The 22,628-nt window shown below is 48.4% G+C and carries 14 protein-coding genes, 2 tRNA genes and 3 rRNA genes; 15 read left to right on the top strand and 4 right to left on the bottom strand.

Translation table 11 applies throughout. From position 1 onward, the window contains the following. Positions 1–24 precede the first annotated feature (24 nt). The 7 genes from HRE53_RS05375 to HRE53_RS05345 all read left to right on the top strand — a co-directional run bounded on the left by HRE53_RS05375 (position 25) and on the right by HRE53_RS05345 (position 6,696). Positions 25–651, top strand: a complete 627-nt coding sequence (locus HRE53_RS05375; protein WP_235109355.1) for a DUF4126 domain-containing protein — start codon at positions 25–27, stop codon at positions 649–651. A 356-nt stretch (positions 652–1,007) separates the two neighbouring features. Then, positions 1,008–2,510, top strand: a 16S ribosomal RNA gene (locus HRE53_RS05370). A 172-nt stretch (positions 2,511–2,682) separates the two neighbouring features. Continuing rightward, a tRNA-Ile gene (locus tag HRE53_RS05365) sits at positions 2,683–2,756 on the top strand. A gap of 14 nt (positions 2,757–2,770) precedes the next feature. Then, positions 2,771–2,846 (top strand) — tRNA-Ala (locus HRE53_RS05360). 191 nt (positions 2,847–3,037) lie between these two features. Continuing rightward, a 23S ribosomal RNA gene (locus tag HRE53_RS05355) occupies positions 3,038–5,917 on the top strand. A gap of 66 nt (positions 5,918–5,983) precedes the next feature. Then, positions 5,984–6,100, top strand: a 5S ribosomal RNA gene (gene rrf / locus HRE53_RS05350). Together the 16S, 23S and 5S rRNA genes with 2 tRNA genes alongside form the textbook arrangement of a ribosomal RNA operon. Before the next feature lie 287 nt (positions 6,101–6,387). Beyond that, positions 6,388–6,696 carry a hypothetical protein gene (locus tag HRE53_RS05345; RefSeq protein WP_212662535.1) on the top strand — a complete coding sequence of 103 codons (309 nt, stop codon included), beginning with the start codon at positions 6,388–6,390 and terminating at the stop codon, positions 6,694–6,696. A gap of 43 nt (positions 6,697–6,739) precedes the next feature. Here the strand turns inward: HRE53_RS05345 and selD are convergent, their stop codons facing one another. Beyond that, entirely contained in the window at positions 6,740–8,992 is a 2,253-nt protein-coding gene (selD, locus tag HRE53_RS05340) for a selenide, water dikinase SelD (RefSeq protein WP_235109354.1), read from the bottom strand. A gap of 310 nt (positions 8,993–9,302) precedes the next feature. Between selD and HRE53_RS05335 the strand changes: the two genes are divergently transcribed. From HRE53_RS05335 to HRE53_RS05315, 5 genes are all read left to right on the top strand, one after another. Then, positions 9,303–12,068: a bifunctional diguanylate cyclase/phosphodiesterase gene (locus tag HRE53_RS05335; protein ID WP_235109353.1), complete on the top strand. Its 2,766-nt coding sequence runs from the start codon at positions 9,303–9,305 to the stop codon at positions 12,066–12,068. 172 nt (positions 12,069–12,240) lie between these two features. After that, positions 12,241–13,686, top strand: a complete 1,446-nt coding sequence (locus HRE53_RS05330; protein ID WP_212662533.1) for a circularly permuted type 2 ATP-grasp protein — start codon at positions 12,241–12,243, stop codon at positions 13,684–13,686. After that, positions 13,679–14,662 (top strand): alpha-E domain-containing protein, encoded by a 984-nt coding sequence (locus HRE53_RS05325; RefSeq protein WP_235109352.1) that lies wholly within the window; start codon positions 13,679–13,681, stop codon positions 14,660–14,662. The genes HRE53_RS05330 and HRE53_RS05325 overlap by 8 nt, the downstream gene beginning before the upstream one ends. 4 nt (positions 14,663–14,666) lie before the next feature. Further along, on the top strand, positions 14,667–15,506 hold the full coding sequence (locus HRE53_RS05320) for a transglutaminase family protein (protein ID WP_235109351.1): 840 nt from the start codon (positions 14,667–14,669) through the stop codon (positions 15,504–15,506). 144 nt (positions 15,507–15,650) lie between these two features. After that, the gene (locus HRE53_RS05315; RefSeq protein ID WP_212662530.1) at positions 15,651–16,208 is read left to right on the top strand and encodes a hypothetical protein; all 558 of its coding nucleotides are present in this window, start codon (positions 15,651–15,653) and stop codon (positions 16,206–16,208) included. Positions 16,209–16,227: 19 nt separating this feature from the next. On the opposite strand, the gene HRE53_RS05310 is transcribed toward HRE53_RS05315, so the two are convergent. From HRE53_RS05310 to HRE53_RS05300, 3 genes are read right to left on the bottom strand one after another with little or no spacing between them, the layout of a single operon-like run. Further along, positions 16,228–17,013: a peptidase gene (locus tag HRE53_RS05310; protein ID WP_235109350.1), complete on the bottom strand. Its 786-nt coding sequence runs from the start codon at positions 17,011–17,013 to the stop codon at positions 16,228–16,230. 35 nt (positions 17,014–17,048) lie between these two features. Continuing rightward, positions 17,049–17,900 (bottom strand): DUF2993 domain-containing protein, encoded by an 852-nt coding sequence (locus HRE53_RS05305; protein ID WP_235109348.1) that lies wholly within the window; start codon positions 17,898–17,900, stop codon positions 17,049–17,051. Then, positions 17,885–19,063 (bottom strand): M20 family metallopeptidase, encoded by a 1,179-nt coding sequence (locus tag HRE53_RS05300; protein ID WP_235109347.1) that lies wholly within the window; start codon positions 19,061–19,063, stop codon positions 17,885–17,887. The genes HRE53_RS05305 and HRE53_RS05300 overlap by 16 nt, the downstream gene beginning before the upstream one ends. 235 nt (positions 19,064–19,298) lie before the next feature. Between HRE53_RS05300 and HRE53_RS05295 the strand changes: the two genes are divergently transcribed. From HRE53_RS05295 to HRE53_RS05285, 3 genes are all read left to right on the top strand, one after another. Continuing rightward, positions 19,299–19,649 (top strand): hypothetical protein, encoded by a 351-nt coding sequence (locus HRE53_RS05295; RefSeq protein WP_212662527.1) that lies wholly within the window; start codon positions 19,299–19,301, stop codon positions 19,647–19,649. 238 nt (positions 19,650–19,887) lie between these two features. Then, positions 19,888–22,281: a tetratricopeptide repeat protein gene (locus HRE53_RS05290; RefSeq protein ID WP_235109346.1), complete on the top strand. Its 2,394-nt coding sequence runs from the start codon at positions 19,888–19,890 to the stop codon at positions 22,279–22,281. Between the two features lie 64 nt (positions 22,282–22,345). Further along, positions 22,346–22,618: a glutaredoxin family protein gene (locus tag HRE53_RS05285; RefSeq protein ID WP_235109345.1), complete on the top strand. Its 273-nt coding sequence runs from the start codon at positions 22,346–22,348 to the stop codon at positions 22,616–22,618. The last annotated feature ends 10 nt before the right edge of the window (positions 22,619–22,628 follow it).

The following is a 22,628-nucleotide window of genomic DNA, read 5'->3' as shown; positions in this document are numbered from 1 at the left end:
AAGAGGATTGATCTCAAAAACGCTATGGAAATCCTTATTAGCCTTTCCCTCGGGATTACCCTCAGTGCAGCTAGCGGTTTACGAGTCTTTATTCCACCGCTGATTATGTGTATGGCGGCCCTATTTGGTGATCTGCCCTTGGCTTCCAACTTGCAGTGGATTGGTACTTATCCCACCCTGATTGTGCTGAGCACTGCTGTAGTGGTTGAGGTATTGGCCTATTACATCCCCGGGGTCAATAACCTGTTGGATTTGATTGAGATACCCACTGCGATCGCAGTCGGTTCCGTTCTTACCGCAGCCACATTAGGTGATCTCAATCCTGTCTTGCAATGGACCTTAGCCATACTGGCCGGAGGCAGTGCCGCTGGAATTGTGGAAACAACCACCTCCGTTACCCGTGTTGCAGCAACCACTATGACAGGAGGGCTTGGTAATCCCGTTCTCTCCACGGCTGAAGCTGTGTTATCTGTTGTCCTAACGTTGCTGGGGCTGGCTATTCCTTTGCTTGCCGCTGGCATTGTCTTATTAGTGATCATCTGGCTCATACGTAAAACCAAAGCCATCTTGGTTGAACGGCGGCTTCGTCGGCAGGGTAACCGAACGATAGAAAGCAAGTATAGAAGCCAAGCTCGTTATCGCTTGAGATAGACAGTCAGACACCTCGCCCTCTAGCAATCTATATATAGGCTGCTACAAGGCTCTTGTGGCGCAACAAACCCTAGAATTACACCTCTAATTCACCAGCTCTGAAGGGATGCCAAAATCAACTTATATGAAGCTAATTTGGCCAATAAAAAAAAAGTGTTGACACACCAATGCAGTGTTGTTATATTGGTCAAGCGCTCGAAACGAGGTTCGCCTCCGAAAAGCGCCCCGAACCTAGACAAATCAATAGTTTGAAAGATTTTAAGACAATCATCCTCGTCGGAGTTTTTGAACGAAAGGAAGCTTGCTTCTCACTAGTTTATCAACTTCAACTTTAATATAATTTCAGTACAAATTCTCACATGGAGAGTTTGATCCTGGCTCAGAACGAACGCTGGCGGCATGCCTAACACATGCAAGTCGAACGGCAGCATGAGGAGCTTGCTCCTTGATGGCGAGTGGCGGACGGGTGAGTAACGCGTGAGAATCTGCCTTCAGGTTCGGGACAACAGTTGGAAACGACTGCTAATACCGAATGTGCCGAAAGGTGAAAGTTTTTTCGCCTGAAGATGAGCTCGCGTCTGATTAGTTAGTTGGTGGGGTAACGGCCTACCAAGACATCGATCAGTAGCTGGTCTGAGAGGACGATCAGCCACACTGGGACTGAGACACGGCCCAGACTCCTACGGGAGGCAGCAGTGGGGAATTTTCCGCAATGGGCGAAAGCCTGACGGAGCAATACCGCGTGCGGGAGGAAGGCCCTTGGGTCGTAAACCGCTTTTAACAGGGAAGAAGATCTGACGGTACCTGTTGAATAAGCTCCGGCTAACTCCGTGCCAGCAGCCGCGGTAATACGGAGGGAGCTAGCGTTGTTCGGAATTACTGGGCGTAAAGCGTCCGCAGGTGGCCTATCAAGTCTGTTGTTAAAGCCCAGGGCTCAACTCTGGATCAGCAATGGAAACTGAAAGGCTAGAGTACGGTAGGGGTAGAGGGAATTCCGAGTGTAGAGGTGAAATTCGTAGATATTCGGAAGAACACCAGTGGCGAAGGCGCTCTGCTGGGCCGTAACTGACACTCATGGACGAAAGCTAGGGGAGCGAAAGGGATTAGATACCCCTGTAGTCCTAGCTGTAAACGATGAACACTAGGTGTTGGCCGTATCGACCCGGTCAGTGCCGTAGCCAACGCGTTAAGTTATCCGCCTGGGGAGTACGGTCGCAAGATTAAAACTCAAAGGAATTGACGGGGGCCTGCACAAGCGGTGGAGCATGTGGTTTAATTCGACGCAACGCGCAGAACCTTACCAGGGCTTGACATGTCGCGAATCCGAGTGAAAGCTTGGAGTGCCTTCGGGAGCGCGAACACAGGTGCTGCATGGCTGTCGTCAGCTCGTGTCGTGAGATGTTGGGTTAAGTCCCGCAACGAGCGCAACCCCTATCTTTAGTTGCTACCATTTAGTTGGGCACTCTAAAGAGACCGCCGGTGATAAGCCGGAGGAAGGTGGGGATGACGTCAAGTCCTCATGGCCCTTACACGCTGGGCTACACACGTGCTACAATGGTTAGGACAAAGAGCTGCCAACTCGCGAGAGTGCGCTAATCTCATAAACCTAGCCTCAGTTCGGATTGTTCTCTGCAACTCGAGAGCATGAAGGCGGAATCGCTAGTAATCGCAGATCAGCATGCTGCGGTGAATACGTTCCCAGGCCTTGTACACACCGCCCGTCACACCATGGAAGCTGGCCACGCCCGAAGTCGTTACCCCAACCCTTGTGGAGGGGGACGCCGAAGGTAGGGCTGGTGACTGGGGTGAAGTCGTAACAAGGTAGCCGTAGGGGAACCTGCGGCTGGATCACCTCCTTTTAGGGAGACCTACTTGCTAACGGCCAGACTCACGTATATCGGCTGTTTAGACAAGTCATCCCAAGGTCGGTCGAGGAGTCTTAACTTTCAAACTATTCTAGGTTTGGTGAAAACTCTAGATTCAGGTTCAAGAGTCTTGTACTTTTGAATCTGGTTTCGAGTTAAACACCACGGGCTATTAGCTCAGGTGGTTAGAGCGCACCCCTGATAAGGGTGAGGTCCCTGGTTCGAGTCCAGGATGGCCCACTCATTTTTTATTTGGGGGTATAGCTCAGTTGGTAGAGCGCTGCCTTTGCAAGGCAGATGTCAGCGGTTCGAGTCCGCTTACCTCCACCAAGACAAATTTTACAACTCGATATGGATAATTGCCTCTTGCAAGCTGTCTTGTGTGAACATGACAACCTGCTGGATGCGAGTCCAGCTAGAACCTTGAAAACTGCATAGCATTATAAATTCTGTCAGGTAGGTCAGTTGATTGCCTAGTGCGATGAACTGATATTTACAGACACCAATGAAAAACTTTTTGTGGTCAAGCTACAAAGGGCTAACGGTGGATACCTAGGCACACAGAGGCGATGAAGGACGTGGTTACCGACGATACGCTTCGGGGAGCTGGAAACAAGCATTGATCCGGAGGTTTCCGAATGGGGCAACCCTTAAAACGGCTGACTGAATACATAGGTCAGCACGAGCGAACCCAGTGAACTGAAACATCTTAGTAACTGGAGGAAGAGAAAGCAACAGCGATTCCCTTAGTAGCGGCGAGCGAAGCGGGAACAGCCTAAACCAAGGGTTTTTACTCTTGGGGTCGTGGGACAGCGACATGGACTCTAGCGGTTAGACGAAGCAGCTGAATACTGCACCAGAGAAGGTGAAAGTCCTGTAGTCAAAAAACTTAAAGATACTAGCTGAATCCCGAGTAGCATGGGGCACGTGAAATCCCGTGTGAATCTGCGAAGACCACTTCGTAAGGCTAAATACTCCTGTGTGACCGATAGTGAACCAGTACCGCGAGGGAAAGGTGAAAAGAACCCCGGGAGGGGAGTGAAATAGAATATGAAACCGTTAGCTTACAAGCAATGGGAGGCCGATTTAACGGCTGACCGTGTGCCTGTTGAAGAATGAGCCGGCGACTTATAAGTACTGGCAGGTTAAGACGGAAATGTCGAAGCCAAAGGGAAACCGAGTCTGATAAGGGCGTTAGTCAGTATTTATAGACCCGAACCTGGGTGATCTAACCATGGCCAGGATGAAGCTTGGGTAACACCAAGTGGAGGTCCGAACCGACTTCTGTTGAAAAAGGAGCGGATGAGCTGTGGTTAGGGGTGAAATGCCAATCGAACCCAGAGCTAGCTGGTTCTCCCCGAAATGTGTTTAGGCGCAGCGGTTGAGATTATAGCGGGGGGGGGGTAGAGCACTGAATCGGTGCGGGCTGCGAGAGCGGTACCAAATCGAATCAAACTCCGAATACCCCGTGTACACTCAACTAGTAAGACGGTGGGGGATAAGCTTCATCGTCGAGAGGGAAACAGCCCAGATCACCAGCTAAGGCCCCTAAATTGTTACTAAGTGGCAAAGGAGGTGGGATTGCAGAGACAACCAGGAGGTTTGCCTAGAAGCAGCCATCCTTGAAAGAGTGCGTAATAGCTCACTGGTCAAGCGATCCTGCGCCGAAAATGAACGGGACTAAGTAACATGCCGAAGCTGTGAACTTGTACTTGTACAAGTGGTAGGGGAGCGTTCTACGTTAGGTTGAAGCATTAGCGTGAGCAGGTGTGGACGAAGTAGAAGTGAGAATGTCGGCTTGAGTAGCGAAAACATTGGTGAGAATCCAATGCCCCGAAACCCTAAGGGTTCCTCCGGAAGGCTCGTCCGCGGAGGGTTAGTCAGGACCTAAGGCGAGGCTGAAAAGCGTAGTCGATGGACAACGGGTTAATATTCCCGTACTGATTTTGGATTGTGCAGAGGGACGGAGTAGGCTAAGCCAGCCGGATGTTGGTTACCGGTTGAAGCGTTCGAGGTTATGAGGGACGGCGAAAACGTCCTGAGCTGAGGCGCGAGTACGAGGAGATACGTCTCCGAAGTGGCTGATGTCATGCTTCCAAGAAAAGCTCTAAACACGTTAATCCAAGATTACCTGTACCCGAAACCGACACAGGTAGGGAGGTAGAGAATACCAAGGGGCGCGAGATAACTCTCTCTAAGGAACTCGGCAAAATTGCCCCGTAACTTCGGGAGAAGGGGTGCCACCGCAAGGTGGTCGCAGTGAATAGATCCAGGCGACTGTTTACCAAAAACACAGGTCTCTGCTAAGTCGCAAGACGACGTATAGGGTCTGACGCCTGCCCGGTGCCGGAAGGTTAAGGAAGTTGGTTAGCTTCGGCGAAGCTAGCGACCGAAGCCCCGGTGAACGGCGGCCGTAACTATAACGGTCCTAAGGTAGCGAAATTCCTTGTCGGGTAAGTTCCGACCTGCACGAATGGCGTAACGATCTGGATACTGTCTCGGAGAGAGGCTCGGCGAAATAGGATTGTCTGTGAAGATACGGACTACCTGCACCCGGACAGAAAGACCCTATGAAGCTTTACTATAGCTTGGAATTGGGTTCGGGCTTTGATTGCGCAGGATAGGTGGGAGATGTTGAGACATTGCTTGTGGGCAGTGTGGAGTCACTGGTGAGATACCACTCTATCAAGGCTAGAATTCTAACCTTTACCCGTTATCCGGGAGAGGAACAGTTTCAGGTGGGTAGTTTGACTGGGGCGGTCGCCTCCTAAAGAGTAACGGAGGCGCGCGAAGGTTGGCTCAGGCTGGTCGGAAATCAGCCGAAGAGTGCAATGGCATAAGCCAGCCTGACTGCGAGACTGACAAGTCGAGCAGAGACGAAAGTCGGTCATAGTGATCCGGTGGTCCCGCGTGGAAGGGCCATCGCTCAACGGATAAAAGGTACGCCGGGGATAACAGGCTGATCTCCCAAGAGTCCATATCGACGGGATTGTTTGGCACCTCGATGTCGGCTCATCACATCCTGGGGCTGGAGCAGGTCCCAAGGGTTTGGCTGTTCGCCAATTAAAGTGGTACGTGAGCTGGGTTCAGAACGTCGTGAGACAGTTCGGTCCCTATCTGCCGTGGGTGTAGGAGAATTGAGAGGATCTGTCCCTAGTACGAGAGGACCGGGATGGACGTACCTCTGGTGTACCAGTTATCGTGCCAACGGTAAACGCTGGGTAGCCAAGTGCGGAGTGGATAACCGCTGAAAGCATCTAAGCGGGAAGCCCACCTCAAGATGAGTGCTCTCATGGCATAAGCCAGTAAGGTCACGGGAAGACCACCCGTTAATAGGCGGTAGATGGAAGTGTGGTAACACATGCAGTCGAGCCGTACTAATAGACCGAGGGCTTGACCTCATTATTCATTGAATGTTTGACAGAATTTAGCTATGCAGTCTTGAGGGTTTTAACCCTAACAGTCTTCCTGGTGCTTATTGCACAGTGGACCCACTCCGACCCATCCCGAACTCGGTTGTGAAACGCTGTAGCGGCGAAGATACTTGGGGGGTAGCCCCCTGGGAAAATAGCTCAGTGCCAGGTTAATATTTAGAGTAGGCCTTCTCATTAGAGAGGGTCTACTTTTTTAGTTGGATGCTATTGGAAGGATTATCATGCTTTTCCTCGGAATCCATAGATTGATAGGGAATATCATCCATGAATGACTCCTCGACCCAGAATATTGCTTAATGTATGTGGATTATGGCCTAAGATGCCAGTTCGTATCAGATATTTAAAAAAGCTTTCTACAAATTGCTCTTTACAAGAGATTTCATAAAGTGGTACGCCAGTAATAAGCGTAAATATTACCCGTAGAAAGGAAGGGTATTATGACTGCAAATTATTGGTTGTTCCCAGCTCTAATTTTGGCGATAGTTGTAATCTTGTTTTTACTGCGACGCGTTATTCTCACAGATCGTGCTGAAGGACAAGTTCTGAATGAAGCCAAAAGCAAGATTTCATCTTTGACCACTCAGCAAGAGGAATGGTTAGCGAATATCCAAAAGACCCAAGAGAAATTGGTGATGATGTTTCTGGCTTTGGAAGAAACGAAGAAAGAAGCGGGACTACAATCTGTGAGTGTCTCAGATAAGCTAAGGAGGGCTTCTTCTGCTGAAAAATTACTTAAAAATATTTGAAACAGGTCAAGTTCTATACATTTACTCCTTGACAACTTTTTTTCTAGTGAATAAGGATGGGTTTTTGCAGGCTGTTTGAGGTTTGAGGCTGGTTAGATACAGTTGTTCCAATTATTGAACTGTGTGTATATCCCATGTCATTTAAATCCTCTAGACATTTATCAGCGTGTTCTTTGGGAACTGTAGCTAGCAAACCTCCTGAGGTTTGGGGGTCAAATAGTAGTGGCCATAGGAGGTGCGTTTGGGCTTGAGATTGATTGGCAACCCAATTCCCAGCTGTTAAGTTTTGGGGGTATAGGGAGCTGTGAATATTTTGGGAGATGATTTCGGCTACCCCTGACATAGCTGGGATTGAGGCTAGTTCTAGTTGGACTTGTATGGGGGAAGAATGCAGCATTTCGGATAAGTGGCCAATCAGTCCAAAGCCGGTGATGTCTGTGCAGGCGGTAGCTTGATGTTTCAGGAAGCACTGGGCAGCCACTTGGTTGGATTGCAACATGGATTGCAGAGCTGAATCGAGCCAAATATCACGGGCTTGCTGGCGCATGGCCGCAGCAAAAATCAAACCTGTGCCTAGCGGTTTGGTTAGAATTAGAACCTGATTAGGCTGAATACCTTGCTTGGAGAGGATGAGGTTGTGATGTACTAATCCATTGCATGCCAAACCAAATGCTAGCTCTGCTCCCTCGGTTGTGTGACCCCCGACTAGTTCTGCGCCGGCCTGTTGCAAAACTTTTGTTGCGCCGGCAAGCAGGTGATAGAGGGTTTCTGTGAGGGCTTTATCTGTACCATAAGATAGGGTTGCCATGGCCAAGGCTGACTGCGGTGTTGCCCCCATTGCAAATAGATCGCTGAGACTATGGTGAGCAGCAATCTGACCAAAAATAAACGGGTCATTGATAAGGCTGCGAAAATAATCAAGGGTATGGACCATCACTTGGCCAGGAGGCACTTCGACTACAGCAGCATCATCTGCTCCTGCTAATCCCACCAAGATGTCTTGGCGATAGGGAGGATAGTCTTGGCGTAACCGAGATAAGGTTTGTTCGAGAACTGAACTACCAACTTTCGATCCACAGCCTGCACACTGCATTGGGAGTAACGGTTCTGAAGAGGAATTGGCTCCCATTATGGGCAGCTCTCGAAATTGGTCCATAAACTTGCGATCGATGGTATCTTTCCAGCGCCATAACCAGGCGGATTCATTACCTAATGGCAATGCTCCCCAAGACATAATTGCTTTGCGATCGCCCGTACTAATCAAGCTCAAAAACTTCGATTGGGGCTTGTAGATTTGTAGTGATTCACCTTGCAATAACCGTCGTAGATTTTCGGCTAACGGCTTACCCTGACGGACGGCAAACACGCCAGCCTTGGGGCGGGGAGACTCTACCATGGCTGCAATATCCCCTGCTGCAAAAATGTGAGGATGGGAGACTGACTGTAAGGTCGGACGTACCTGAATAAACCCTCGATTGTCGGTGGCGATACCAGATTGTTGGGGCCAAATAGGTGCAGAAGCCCGGGTGACCCAAAAAATGGTGTCGCATTCTACCTGAAACCCTGACTCACAAAGAACTTTCCCTCTTTGCACCTGTAATACCGTTTTTTTTAGGTGTAAGTTAATGCCTTGCTGAATCAAGATCTGCTGAAAGCGATTGCGAATCCGGGCATTATGGCCTGTCATTACCCGTGCTCCGCGGTGGAACAAATGCATGGTCAGATTGGAAACGGGTTGTCCTGCTGCTTGCAAAATCTGCTGTAGCTGATGCTGGATTGTCAGTACTAGCTCCACTCCACCAGCACCGCCTCCCACTACCCCAATGCTGATCGGCTGATCGGGATGTTGGGTGACGTGCTCAATGACCTGCTGCCATTGCTGTAAGAAAAATCGCCAGGGTTTGACAGGTACGCTGTAGTCCAGGAGGCCAGGAATATCTGGCAGTTCTGGTGTGCTGCCAATATCAATGGATAAAGTATCAAAGTGAACGGGGGGATGCACTGCACAGAGCACTTGATTCTGGTCTAAGTTGAGACCGATTGCCTGATCGACATAAAGTTGGGCTTGGGCCGCAGTTGCTAGCTGTCGTAAGTCAATATGGCACTCTTCGTAGGTGTAATATCCTGCTACATGGCCTGGCAGCATGCCTGAATAGGGGGTATTGGACTGTTCACTGATGAGGGTGATGCGGACTCCGGGCAAGGGATTCATGGCAAAGTTGCGGAGTGCGATCGCATGACTATGTCCCCCTCCAATCAGCACTAATTCTTTTTCAATGGGTTGTTGACGCTCCACAAAAACTCTGGTCCTAGAATCGCTGTGTTGATGGTACTCTCTTCAACCTCAAGTTGCCTGAGACCAACCTAAAAAAACTTTAAGTTCACTGAAAACACGGTATTGATGTATTTTCAGTAAATTTCCTCATGGCAGAAGAAAATTTTATACAGACAATGGTAGATACTCCTAACCTTGCAAGCTCGGCCTATTAATAACTATTCAGGCCTAAAAGCCCCCTTTTTTAGATCGTCAACTCTCATCTGAGACAAGAATGAATTCCCACAGCATGGCTACTCACTCACCTTGTTTATCCCCAGGAACTGAGGCCTTGGAATTAGACATATCACAATCTGCATTGAGTGATTTAGGTATTGCCATCATTTCTGCCAGTGGACATTTTCAGCAAGTCAATGCCACCTTCTGTAAAATTATCAATATTTCTGTCTGTGAATTGATTGGCAGCCATTACCAAGATATTTCCCAACTTGCACTGTTCACAGAGTTTGGCACCCAATTACAGCAGTTACTTCAAGGTGATCTGGAAGTCTTTCATTTTGAAGCTACCCATCAAAATGCTAAGGCTCAAAAGTTACCTTGCTTATATACAGTAACGTCCGTGCATGGCAGCAATCCAGAAGACAAAAGTTTTTGTCTTAAGCTCCAATACATCCATCCTGACCAGGACTTGCAAAAGGCAACACTATATCTGAGAGCCTTAGCTGCAGAAACAGCCAATGATGGCATTGTCATTGCAGACGCCACTGTTCCTGGATTTCCCGTGATTTTTGCGAGCCCTAGTTTCTATCAGTTCACCGGATACACGCCCGATGAAGTGATTGGAAATAGCTGTCGTTTTCTCCAAGGTCCTAAAACAGATGCCAATACAGTCGAGGGGATTCGCCAGGCCCTCAACAATGATCAGACCTTCGAAGGGGAAATTCTTAACTACCGAAAAACGGGGCAACCTTTTTGGAATTTATTACGGATCAAACCCCTAACGAATGCTCAAGGTGAGGTGCATTTTTTAGTCGGAATTCAGACGGATATTACCCAACAAAAAGAAACTGAGGAACGGCTCCGCCAGTACGAAACTATTTTTAACTCTGCTGGTAGTTATATGGCACTAGTCGATACCTGCTATGCATACTTGGCCGCGAACCCCCAGTACACTGAAAAATTTCATAAGGCGACAACGGATATATCGGGTCAGCACATTGCAGATATTCATGGCCAGCATTTCTTTCAAGAAATTATTAAGCCAGATCTAGATCGATGTTTTGCTGGGGAAAAAGTGCGGCGGCAGCATTGGTTTCCCTCTCTTGATGAAACACGGTATTTCGATATTGAATATGTTCCATTTCGCAATCAACAAGAGCAAATTATTGGTGCGGCAATTTCTTCTCGCGATATCACCGTCCTCAAAGATACAGAAGAGGCTCTGCGTGAAAGCCAACAACGGTTCCATGACTTTGCTGCTATTGGAGCAGACTTATTTTGGGAAACGGATGCAGAATTAAGATTTACCTATTTATCAGAGCAGCATTGTTCTTTGACGGGATCTCCCATCGAAGTGTGGATCGGGAAATCTTGCTTGGATTTCTATGCTGTGTTTCAACCCACGGCCTGGGATCAGCTTAACCAAACTCTAGATTTATTAGAGCCTTTCGATGTTGAAATAGAGTGTCAGCATCTGAATGGGAATGCTCGAATTCTGAGAATGATTGGCAGACCTGTCTTGAGCCCTCAAGGTGTCTTCTGTGGTTATCGAGGGATTGGTCAGGATATTACAGAAGCGCATTCATTATCACAACAGTTATCGCACCAGGCTACCCATGATTCTCTGACTGGGCTGGTTAATCGTCGAGAGTTTGAGCATCAGCTCAATCAGATTATCGAGCAGAAACAGTCTAGTCAAATTCACCATGCGCTTTGTTATCTAGACTTAGATCAGTTCAAGATTGTCAATGATACCGTGGGCCACCTGGCAGGGGATACTCTCTTAAAACAGGTCGCGGATTTGTTGCAGGCTCATATTCGTCAGACCGATATTCTTAGCCGTTTGGGGGGAGATGAATTTGGCTTATTGCTGAAGAACTGCTCCTTAGACAAAGCTCGAATTGTCACAGAAAACCTCATCTCTGAACTCTCTCAATTTCGCTTTATCTGGGAAGGCCAACTCTTTAAGATTGGTGCCAGTATTGGGATCGTGCCGATTACTGCAGATACCGACAATCTAACCCTGCTATTCGCAAAAGCGGATGTTGCTTGCTACGCAGCTAAAGATCGGGGTCGTAATCGTGTTCATATTTACTATGCTCAGGCCCAAGGGGTAACGGAACAACACAGCGAATTGATGCAGGTGGCGACTATTCGTAAAGCTTTAGAAGAAAGCCGATTTCGCCTCTATTATCAGCCCATTGTTCCTCTAGATACAGAGACTAAGATTCCAGTTTGTTATGAAATCTTGCTCCGCTTGCAAGATCCAGACGGCAAAATTCTTCTGCCAGGCAGTTTTCTCCCTGCTGCGGAACGATATGGGTTGATGTTAGAGATTGATAAATGGGTGATCGAAAATGTTTTGGTCAAGTATGGCGCTTACTTTCAGAGCCAGGAGAATACTCGCATTTCTATCAATCTGTCGGGCAGCTCTCTCAACGATGACGCTTTGCTGGATTTTGTCCAAAAGCAACTGCATAAAACTCAGCTTGAACCCCACAAGATTTGCTTTGAAATCACAGAAACTGTAGCAATTAGCAACTTTAAGCAAGCGATTCAATTTATCGAGAAAATGAAAGAGTTTGGCTGTCACTTTGCGCTGGATGATTTTGGTAGTGGATTCTCATCCTTTTCCTATCTCAAACGTTTTCCCATTGATTATTTAAAAATTGATGGCAGCTTAGTGAGAGATATGGTGGAAGATACAACCCATCAAGTGATGGTGTCAGCCATTAATCAGATTTGTCGAGCGATGCAAATCAAGACTATCGCTGAGTTTGTAGAGAATGGAGACACAATTGTTGCGCTTGAAAAAATCGGTGTTGACTATCTACAAGGGTATGCCATGGGTAAACCCCAGCCCCTGCCCACAAAATAAGTCTGGAGGCTATCTCTGTGCAAACTGGGGCGCGATTTGAATTTGGAGTGACTCAGAGCAAAAAAAAGAATTTTAGGATGTTTCAGTATCTAGGTATCGAAACATACAGTTTCGGGATATCAAGTTGCCAGTAAGATACCACCAGGCTTTATAGCGTCTATGGGGCAGCTCTTTGCGATTTGATACTTATGACCCTGAGCATTTCTATGATGAGCTTTTCCAGAGTGGACAAACTCCTCGTCCCCAAGGACAAGTTCTGGTAGACAAAATTCATGGTTTGCCTGAGGGAGAACTATTACAACGTCAACGGGCTGCTCAGGAGGCGTTGTTCAAGCTAGGGGCAACATTCAATGTCTATGGTGAAACGGAAGGAACTGAGCGGATTTTCCCGTTTGATGTGATTCCGAGGGTCATTTCTGCTCAAGATTGGACGTTCTTAGAGCAGGGCCTAAAGCAGCGTATTCATGCTCTCAATTTGTTTATTGATGATATTTACAACGACCAGAAGATTCTGAAGGATAAGGTCATTCCTGAGGAGCTGATCCTGTCTGCCAAGGGATATTTGTCGCCTTGCATCGGTCTAAAACCGGCCAAGGACGTTTGGTGCCATATTACGGGCACTGACTTGGTCCGAGACAATGATGGTCAATGGTACGTGCTGGAAGATAACTTGCGCTGCCCATCTGGAATTTCCTATGTCCTCGAAAATCGGCAGGTGATGAAAAGTACCTTCCCTCAAATTTTCAAAGAAATTCCAATTCAGCCAGTGGATGAGTACCCTAGCCGCTTATTGGCGACTTTGATCCATTTGTCACCGAACACCATTAGCAGCCCAACCGTCGTCGTCCTCACGCCTGGTATTTATAACTCTGCTTACTTTGAACATTCCTATCTTGCTCAGCAGATGGGGATTGAGCTGGTGGAAGGGCGCGATTTAGTTGTGGTGGATGGCTATCTGCAAATGCAGACGACCAAGGGGTTACAGCAGGTAGACGTTATTTATCGTCGCCTGGATGATGATTTTATGGACCCCACTGCCTTTCGGCCTGATTCTCACTTGGGGATACCGGGATTGATGGAGGTGTATCGGGCGGGACGAGTTGCGATCGCAAATGCCCCTGGAACCGGTATTGCTGATGATAAAGTCATCTATGCCTACGTCCCGGACATGATCAAATACTATTTAGGTGAAGATCCAATTCTGGCCAATGTCCCCACCTACTTATGCTGGGAGGACCAACAGCTCAAGCATGTTCTCGCTAACCTCGATCAGCTAGTGGTCAAGGCTGCGAATGAATCTGGGGGATATGGCATGCTGATTGGCACCCAATCCACCGAGGCAGAACGCCAGGAGTTTGCCCAGCGTATTCGTGCCAATCCTCGCAACTACATTGCGCAACCAACCCTTTGTCTTTCCAGAGTCCCGACCATCTTGGGAGAGGAATTTTCTGGATGTCATGTTGATTTGCGCCCCTATATCCTCTACGGTCAGGACATTTATGTCCATCCAGGAGGATTAACAAGAGTGGCCTTGAAGAAAGGATCACTCGTCGTGAATTCGTCACAAGGTGGGGGCTCTAAAGATACATGGGTACTATGCCCGGAGGAAAATGCTTAGTCGTGTTGCCGATTCTATCTTTTGGCTCAATCGCTACATTGAGAGAGCCGAAAATGTTGCTCGTTTCCTAGAGGTCAATCTCAACTTAATTTTGGATCTGCCGACCCGGGTGCAGCAGCAGTGGCAGCCCCTCGTTGCCACCACCGGAGATAAAGATTTCTTTGAGCAGCACTATGGGGAAGCCAACGCTGAAAACGTCATTAAGTTCCTCACCTTTGACCATGAATATCCCAATTCCTTGATTTCTTGTTTACAGAAAGCTAGGGAAAATGCTCGATCGGTGCGAGAAGTGATCTCCACAGAAATGTGGCAGCATGTTAATGCCTTTTATTTGCTGGTTGCCAATACGGCAGACGATTTAGCCTTGGCCGATCTGAACCAATTTTTGGAAGAAGTGAGGCAGGCCAGTCACCTTTTTGCCGGGATTATGGACGCGACCATTTCTCATAACGAGGGCTGGCATTTTGGTCAAATGGGACGTTTATTAGAACGGGCAGATAAAACTTCCCGTATCCTGGATGTCAAATACTTTATGCTCTTGCCGTCCCTTCAGCATATGGGAACTCCGATTGATGAATTAGGCTGGATTGCCCTGTTAAAATCCACCAGTGCCTATGAAATGTATCGTAAACGCAGCAATCGGCACTTAATTACCCCCGCAGAGGTGGCAGATTTTCTGATCCTTGATCCAGATTTTCCCCGTTCTATTCGATTTTGTGCGGTTCAGGTCGAACGGTCTTTGCATTTAGTCTCCGGCAGTCCTTTAGGATCCTGGTGCAACCCTGCGGAACGGTCCATTGGCCGTTTGCGCTCCGAATTAGAGTTTCTAACGGTTGAAGAAATTATTGAGGGAGGAATGCATCAATTTTTGGATCGATTGCAACAGCAGATGAATCAAGTGGATCAGGAAATCTTTAAAACCTTTTTGGATCGCCGTCCTGTCCACACCCATCTACAAATTCAATCTCAGTCTTAAACTTGTGCATTTTACGATTGTTCATGCCACGATCTATACCTATCCTCAGGCCGCCGAATTGGGGCCACATCTTTTGCGGCTTCGTCCTCGGAGTATGGGGGAGCAGCAGGTCTCCAATTTTGATCTGCAGATTGTGCCTGAGCCGATGGGGTTAAACCAGGCTTTAGATGCGGAAGGGAATACGGTGATGCGTTGCTGGTGGCCAGAAACCCCATTGACCACGCTGCAAGTGACCGCAACATCCGAGGTGATAACGACTTGCACCAACCCCTTTAACTATTTATTGGACCCCTGGGCAACGCACTTTCCCGTTGACTATCCCAGTTCCCTTAAGGCCATTCTGTATCCCTATCTCTACTCTGATTTAGATGCGGTTGCTACCCAGCTTGCTCAGGAGATTGCAATGGCGGTAGATAGCAATGTGATCAACTTCCTGACCCAACTCAATGTACAAATTAATCAATCTTGCCAATACCAAATCCGAGAAACGGGGCAACCCCAGCCCCCTTGGCTGACTTGGCAGCAAAAACAGGGAACGTGCCGAGACTTTGTCTGGCTATTTATGGCTGCTTGTCGCGGCATGGGGTTAGCGACCCGCTTTGTCAGTGGTTATGAGGCGGGGGAGCCAAGTCAAGAGCAAACCCTTCATGCTTGGGCCGAAGTCTATTTACCAGGAGCAGGCTGGCGAGGCTACGATCCCACTATGGGTTTAGTCGTTTGTGATCGCCATGTTGCGGTGATGGTGAGTGCTTGGCCCCAGCAAACCCAACCCATCTCAGGCAGTCTGCGGGGCGGGAACAGTAGTCCTATCCCTACCTATAGGGTCTCTGTCCATAGCCAATGAAGTGCCCTGGTAGAGAATGATCCCTCGTGAACTCTTCCACCCACGAAATCTGTATTCATCACTGGCATCTGTCAGGATGCTAGGCAAACTGGTCATACTGAGTAACGACGAGCTTGTGCTCAAAACTTTGGGAGATTTTTGTACATGAGAAATAAGGGAACGTCCTTTACTGCCCTTTCCATCTTGGGTGGAATGACTGCTTTGACGATTAGCGCTTGCAGTTCTGCAGCTTGGAAGGACTACTCTTCTACGCAAGGGAAATATTCGGTTTCGATGCCAGGTACTCCTAAAGAAGAAACGAAAGCCATTCCTGCTCCTGGCGGAGAAAAGCTGAATATGGAAATTGCGCAACTTGATTTAGGGAAAGAGGCTTTTGTGGTGGCCTTTATGGAATTTCCCGGCGATGCCAAACCCCCTATCCCCATCCAGCAATTGATGTCTACTGCCATCAAAGGTGCAGTTGCATCCAGTATTAATGGCAAGGTTAGTAATGAGAAAGAAACAGAGGTGAATGGCGTTCCTTGTCGGGACTTTCAGGCAACGGGTAAGTATAAGTCTAAGGATGCCTCCATGGCTGGTAAATTCTGCTTCTCCGGCAACCGACTCTATCAAGTGCTAGCCATGGGCGAAAATACCGGCAAGGCATTTGACGATAAGGCGACCAAGTTCCTCACTTCGTTTAAAATTACCGACAAATCCTAATGTTTGATCAAGAGGAATCCTAAGGCAAGATATCCGTCATCACCAGATGATTATCTTGGTCTTGGTCTTCGTTGTCATGCCAAGCTAAGTCTGGCAGTTTCTTGAAGGCTTGCCGGAGAGAGGTTTCCCAAGATTTCCGTAAGCGCAATAAATAGGGGTCACCCCGTTCCAATTTGAGCCGATATCCGACTTTCAGGGTATCGGCTTCATACATGGCCATATTGATGGGGGGGCCTACAGAAATATTGGACTTCATCGTCGAATCTAGGGAGAGCAGGGTGCATTTAGCGGCGGCATCTAGGGAGGTCTCGTCATAATTAATGATGCGATCGAGTATCGGTTTCCCATACTTGATTTCACCAATTTGTAAAAAAGGCGAGTTGCGTGTAGCGCGCAGAAAATTGCCTTGGCTGTAGACCATATAAAGTTCTGGCAATTCGCCTTTAATCTGGCCCCCCACTAAAAAACTACAGTTGGCACTAATGTTGTCTTTTTGCAGCCAATCTTGGTGTTGATCGAGGACTTGGCGCGTTTTTTCGCCGAAATAATGGGCAACGTCGTACATGGTGGTGAGTTCGTTAATATTGCCCTGAACGTCTGCTTTGCGATCGCGCCGAATTAACGTCAGTACACTTTGGGTCATAGACAAATTTCCCGCAGTACAGACGAGTATCACTCGCTCTCCAGGAAGAGAGAGATCAAATAATTTTTGGGCTGTCGAAACATAATCAACCCCTGCATTGGTGCGGGAATCAGCTGCCATAATCAGCCCATAGCGGGTGATGACGCCTAAACAGTAGGTCATGCGGTGCTCGCCTTGATGTGAGGAAGAGTATGCCTTCAGTCTAGGGCTGATTCTTCAGCTTGGACAGGCATGATTTTAATTGTCCCCTGACAAAGAATGGCTGCTTCTGTAATTTGTAAGAGGGTGAGTTGGACATCGGTCCCTAGATCAAACCTAAAGTCATGCAGTTGGGTCAATGGAATGGGCTGATTGGCGGGTGGATAGAACCCCTGAGGCTGCTCTAGACGCAACTCATGGGGGTTGACGAGGACTAACCCTGTGTCCAAGATAATAGCTTGCAGTTTTTCGGTTATGGGATGTTGGACTTGAGCCTGTATCTGGATGCGATGGTTTCCAACCGGCCATCGGCCATCGCAACTCAGTTCCATCCGCACGGCTGATAATTGAATCTCGGGTGTAGCCCCAGGCTGCCAGCTAGGGAAGGGCCAGTCAGACACCCCACTCAGCTGTTGTTCAATCAGAGGCACCAACCCCAACTTCATCGCTTTTTGGAAGAGTTCCGAGTCGGTCGATGCCGCTAGATCTGCAGAGGTCAGGGCCGCATCAAGTTGAATGGATAGGGGTTCTAAGAGCCGAATCGCTTTGCCTCGTAGGACCTGCCGGAAGTTAGTACTGATATTTTCAGCAATGACTTGGGCGCGGCTGAGGTGAATGCCTTGATATACGGCTTGGGCTGCTGATAGAAATACTTTCGGGATTGAGCCTGATAGCAGTTCACGATTGCCGCTGTCGATTTGAAGTTGGAGATCATCGATGTGATCAAGTTGCGATCGCAACCACAATTTGATCGCTGGGGTGAGAACCCGTGAAATCAGGCGACCCTTCCGTTGGGGGGCAAGTTGTTCTTCTGTCTCCACTTCGATCTCCAGTCCTAGACCTGCTGCCAATAGTTCAGAGCAGCATTGGCCATCGTCATTACCCCTGTGACAATAGCAGATTCTTGGGCTTCAAACTGGGGGTGATGGAGGGGAGGATTGGCCTGGTCGGCCTTCCCCACCCCTAGGCGGAACATGGCGCCGGGGGCATGCTCCAAATAAAGGGAGAAATCTTCTGCCCCCAGAGAGGGCTCCGTGAGGACTCGTACATTGTGGCTACCGCAAACGTCTTGGGCGGCCGTTTCGATTAACTGGGTCAAGCTAGCCGTATTATGCACTGACGGCACCCCCGCTTGATAATCCACATGGTAGCGGGCACCGTAGGGACGGCAGACGCTGGCGACAATATCTTCAATCCACTGGGGGAGTTGTGCTCGGGTTTCTGGATGCAGGGATCTCACTGTTCCCTGCATTTGGACCTGATCCGCAATCACATTTGGAGCCCGTCCTCCCTTCATTTGACCAATGGTTAATACGACCGGACGTAAAGGATTCTGGGTGCGGCTAATGGCCTGTTGTAGGGTTGTGATCACCTGGGCCGCAATCCAGATTGCATCCACTGCTTCATGGGGGCGGGCTCCGTGGCCTGCTTCTCCCATAATCGTAATCTCTAAGTTATCTGCTGCTGCTGTTAGGGCCCCATATCTTACTGCGACCGATCCAGCCGGAACACTCGGAAATACATGCACTGACAAAATCGCATCAACGTTTTCCATCGCCCCATCTGCCACCATCCATCTAGCCCCTTGGGCAATTTCTTCTGCGGGTTGGAACAGAAAGCGGAGCTTGCCCGGAATCTGATCCTGCATGGCCGACAACACCATGGCGGTGCCCAAGCCAATGGTGGTGTGAATATCATGGCCACAGGCATGCATCACCCCTGGCTTGCGAGAGGAAAACTCTAGCTGAGTCATTTCTTGGATGGGCAGGGCATCCATATCCGTGCGAATGGCGAGCTGCCGAGAATCGTCTCCTTCTCCTTTTAATTCACCGATCACCCCTGTTTTGCCCACTCCCTCCCGAACATGCAACCCATAGGAAGATAGAATGCCGGCGATATAAGCAGACGTTTGATATTCCTGACCACTTAACTCTGGGTAACTGTGCAGATGACGCCGAATCTCAATCAGTCGAGGAGAGAGTGTTTCAGCAAGCTGTTTGATTCGAGTCGACATGCAAACCCTTTGATTTCGATATCCATACTTTATGCTAGCGATTGATACTTATTCCTGTAGATTATGTTCAATGCTGTTATCAATCTCTCAGTATTTCTGACTCGATTCTTCTGTTTTCAAAAGTGCTGAATTTGGGCAATCTAAGGAAAGCAGGTAGATTGCATTCTCAAGGCTATTGTTGGCCCCAAAGCCATTGTTCAAGCCCATTAATTTTTAGCTTATCCTCACTATTGTTATGACTTCGAATCAAAATCCAGAAGAAGATTTACGACGTCGGGAACAAGAACTTAAAGAACGAGAAATGAGTGTCCGGTTGCGAGAACTGGAATCAGAAGTCTATGGCAAGCCTGAAGGGGCTCCTTCAGCGGCCCGTGAAGTAGAAGTGGTGACGGATGTTCCCCCCACCAAATCATCCTTTAAACGTACCCTCCGCAAAATGGTCAATGTCGGTAAATTCCTTGCTGTTGTTGTGGCAGTCGTGGTGGCGGTAAAAATTGCGATGTGGCTGGCGATGGCCATTATGATCGGCTCGATTGCCTATATTTCTTATGAACTATTTCTCAAGAACGATCGCTCTTCTCCCTAAGCTGTTGGAAAACGTAGCCTGTAAGACACCTGTCATCCTCCTGGGATTATTCTCACTTGGTAGAATTAAACTGTAGAGATTCCGAACGACTCGCGATATTCTAAGGTAACCTCATGGTCTAAAGTCAAAAACTATATTCACCCAGTTATCCTTGACCTAGATTGAAATTATATTGATATTGAATACGAGAACTCTTTTTTCTTCACTTATCTTTCTTGACAGCAACCTAGGTCCACCAGTGACTGATTTTTTAAGGAGACTCCGCAAGATATTGCCCAACAACCCACCGCCTGCTGACGGTAACCCAGCAGTTGAAGGGGGTTCTTTGGCTAAAATATATGGTGAGAATCTTCATAATCCTGATGCCCTGATTAATCGAGCCAATAAACGGGCTACGAACGGAGATCTGGATGGGGCTTTGGGAGACTTTGACGAAGCAATTGCCCTCAATCCAGCCAAGGCCACAGCCTATTTTAATCGGGGATTTCTGTTCAATTCTCTCGGGAAATTTGAAGCTGCCATTCATGATTTTTCCGAGGCGATTGAGCTACTGCCAGATTACGATGAAGCCTATTTTCAACGGGGCAATAGTTATCGTCAGCAAGGTGAATTTCAGCGAGCAGTTCAGGATTATAGTCAAGCGATTCGCATTAATCCCTATTGCATCAAAGCCTACTATAAACGGGCTGATAGTCGAGCTGAGCTAGGGGATCATCCCGGTGCTCTTACAGACTATAGTCAAGTCATCCTGCGGTTACCCAAAGATGCGAATGCCTATTGTCAGCGGGGAATTTTTCTTAGCCAGAGCGGTGAGTTAGGGAAAGCGATTGAAGACTTTACATCGGCTATTGAACATAACCCTCGATTGGCAGATGCGTACTTTCATCGCGGCTATTGCTTAGCCCAAATGGGAGAGGCTGAGAAAGCCTCTAAAGACTTTAGTGAAGCCTTGCTACATGATCCGAATCATCAGGCTGCTTATACGCGCGCTTATGCATTAGGGATGTTAAAAGAGGCGCCTGTTGATATTTCTTCTCCCAGTTCAACGGCAACGGATTACCCCCTTTCTCTGCTGGAAGAAAGTGTTCCTGTTTCAGTGGAGTCAGTTGAAGACTCTGACGTTGAGCTAGAGCCCCATCCAGCAACGGTGCCCTTAGAACCCACGTCGATGGAAGGGTTCTTTGATCGAGCGAATAATCGCATCCAACGAGGCGATTTGGACGGTGCGATCGCAGATTACTCCAAGATCATTGACGATGACCCAGAGAATAGCCAGGCCTACTATCAGCGGGGACAGAGCCTAGGGGCCATGGGCGAATCCCAAGCAGCTATGGAAGACCTGAATCAGGCGATTCATTGGGCACGGGTGCATTCTTTGGGGCTGATGCGTGATTTCAGTGGCGAATTGTCTACGACCCTAGAGACGTTGAAGCAGGATCTGAAGGAGCTGTCTTATCAGAGTCCTTTTGCCAAAACTCAACCCTTACCGGGGGCTGCTCCTGACCAGCCGGAACAAGAGCAGCCTTCTGTTGACGATTTGATCGATGTTTCTACCGATCAAATAGACACAAGCGAGGAATTAGAGGCAGTTGAAGTTTCTAATCCATCTTCTACACCACAGGTTCAACCCTTGGCAGATGAGTCTTCTGCTACTGATATTGCCAGAGATACCAAGCCTCCTGAACCAGAGCAATCATCGACCCTTACGAAGGAAGAGCCGTCTGTTCCGGCGAACCTGCAACGCTCCTCTGCTCAACATCAGTCATCTCCCCCCCCAACTGAGACAACGACCCCAACCTTGGAACGGGCGATTGCCCAACATACCCGTGCGATAGAACAGAACCCTTTAGATGCAGATGCGTTCTTTAATCGGGGCCAGAGTCGAGCGTTAGCTGGAGATTTACAAGGTGCAATCGAAGATTATTCTCGTACGATTCGCCTCGATCCGAATAACCGAGAATCTTATGTTAAACGAGCCCGCTGTCTGTCTGCTCTTGGGGATGAGGCTGCGGCCCAGGCAGACTTAAACCATGTTATTCGCCAAACCCCCAAGCGTTCCGCTCGGCCTCCCCAGCAACCATTAAAAACTTCACCAGCCTCCCCAACAGAGTTTTCTCAACCCCTAGCGCCATCGTCTCCTGCAGCCTCAACATCGCCCTCGCCGTCTAGGGTGGATGACGCTACCGATTCGATGGCGTCACTGTTTCAACAGGAAAATGAAATTCTTCAGGCTACGCAAACTTCACAGAAGTCCTGCACCCATGAAGGGAATAGTCCAGGTAATCAATTCTGTATCCATTGTGGTGCATCCCTGAGTCCCCTGTCTCGTTATAGCAGCGACTTCTCAGCACCGATAGATTCCCCTCCAGGGGATAAGGTGAAGCCAGTCGCTAGTAATCGCAAACAACGATTGCAAGAAGCCGAACAATATTATGACCAAGGCGTTGTTTTGTTTAGAGATGGCGATCGTCAGGGTAGCTTACAGGCTTTATCTACGGGGTTGAAAATCTTTCTTGAACAGCGTGAAATGCAGCGTTATCAACAAACCCTTAACTTTATGCAAGATGTGGCCCATGCCCTCAGCGATACGGGGGAAGATGAGACCGAATCAGATGATAGCCTCCTCCTGTAGACCATCTAAGCTAAAATCCAGAGGCTGATCTTGTTTTCGGCGTTGTGTCATCTGTGCTGCAACCATGGTTACCTTGATTTTGTACAGTAAACCAGGATGCCACCTGTGCGAAGGTTTACAAGAAAAACTAGAGCAAATCCAAGATCCCTCCATGGAACTCGAAATTCGCGATATTACGAGTCGTGAGGATTGGTTTCAAGCCTATCAATATGAAATCCCCGTATTGATTAAGCGAGAAAACCTGGCTGCGGATCGAGCGATGGAAACCCCCCTTCCACGTCCGGCTCCTCGCTTATCAGTTGAGCAATTGCAGCGATTTCTGCAAAAGTATCTTTAGTGTTTTTATC

The organism is Acaryochloris sp. 'Moss Beach' (assembly GCF_021497025.1).
Lineage (GTDB): Bacteria > Cyanobacteriota > Cyanobacteriia > Thermosynechococcales > Thermosynechococcaceae > Acaryochloris > Acaryochloris marina_A.
Note: the sequence above shows the minus strand (reverse complement) of the source record. Positions and strands in the feature narration are given on the sequence as shown.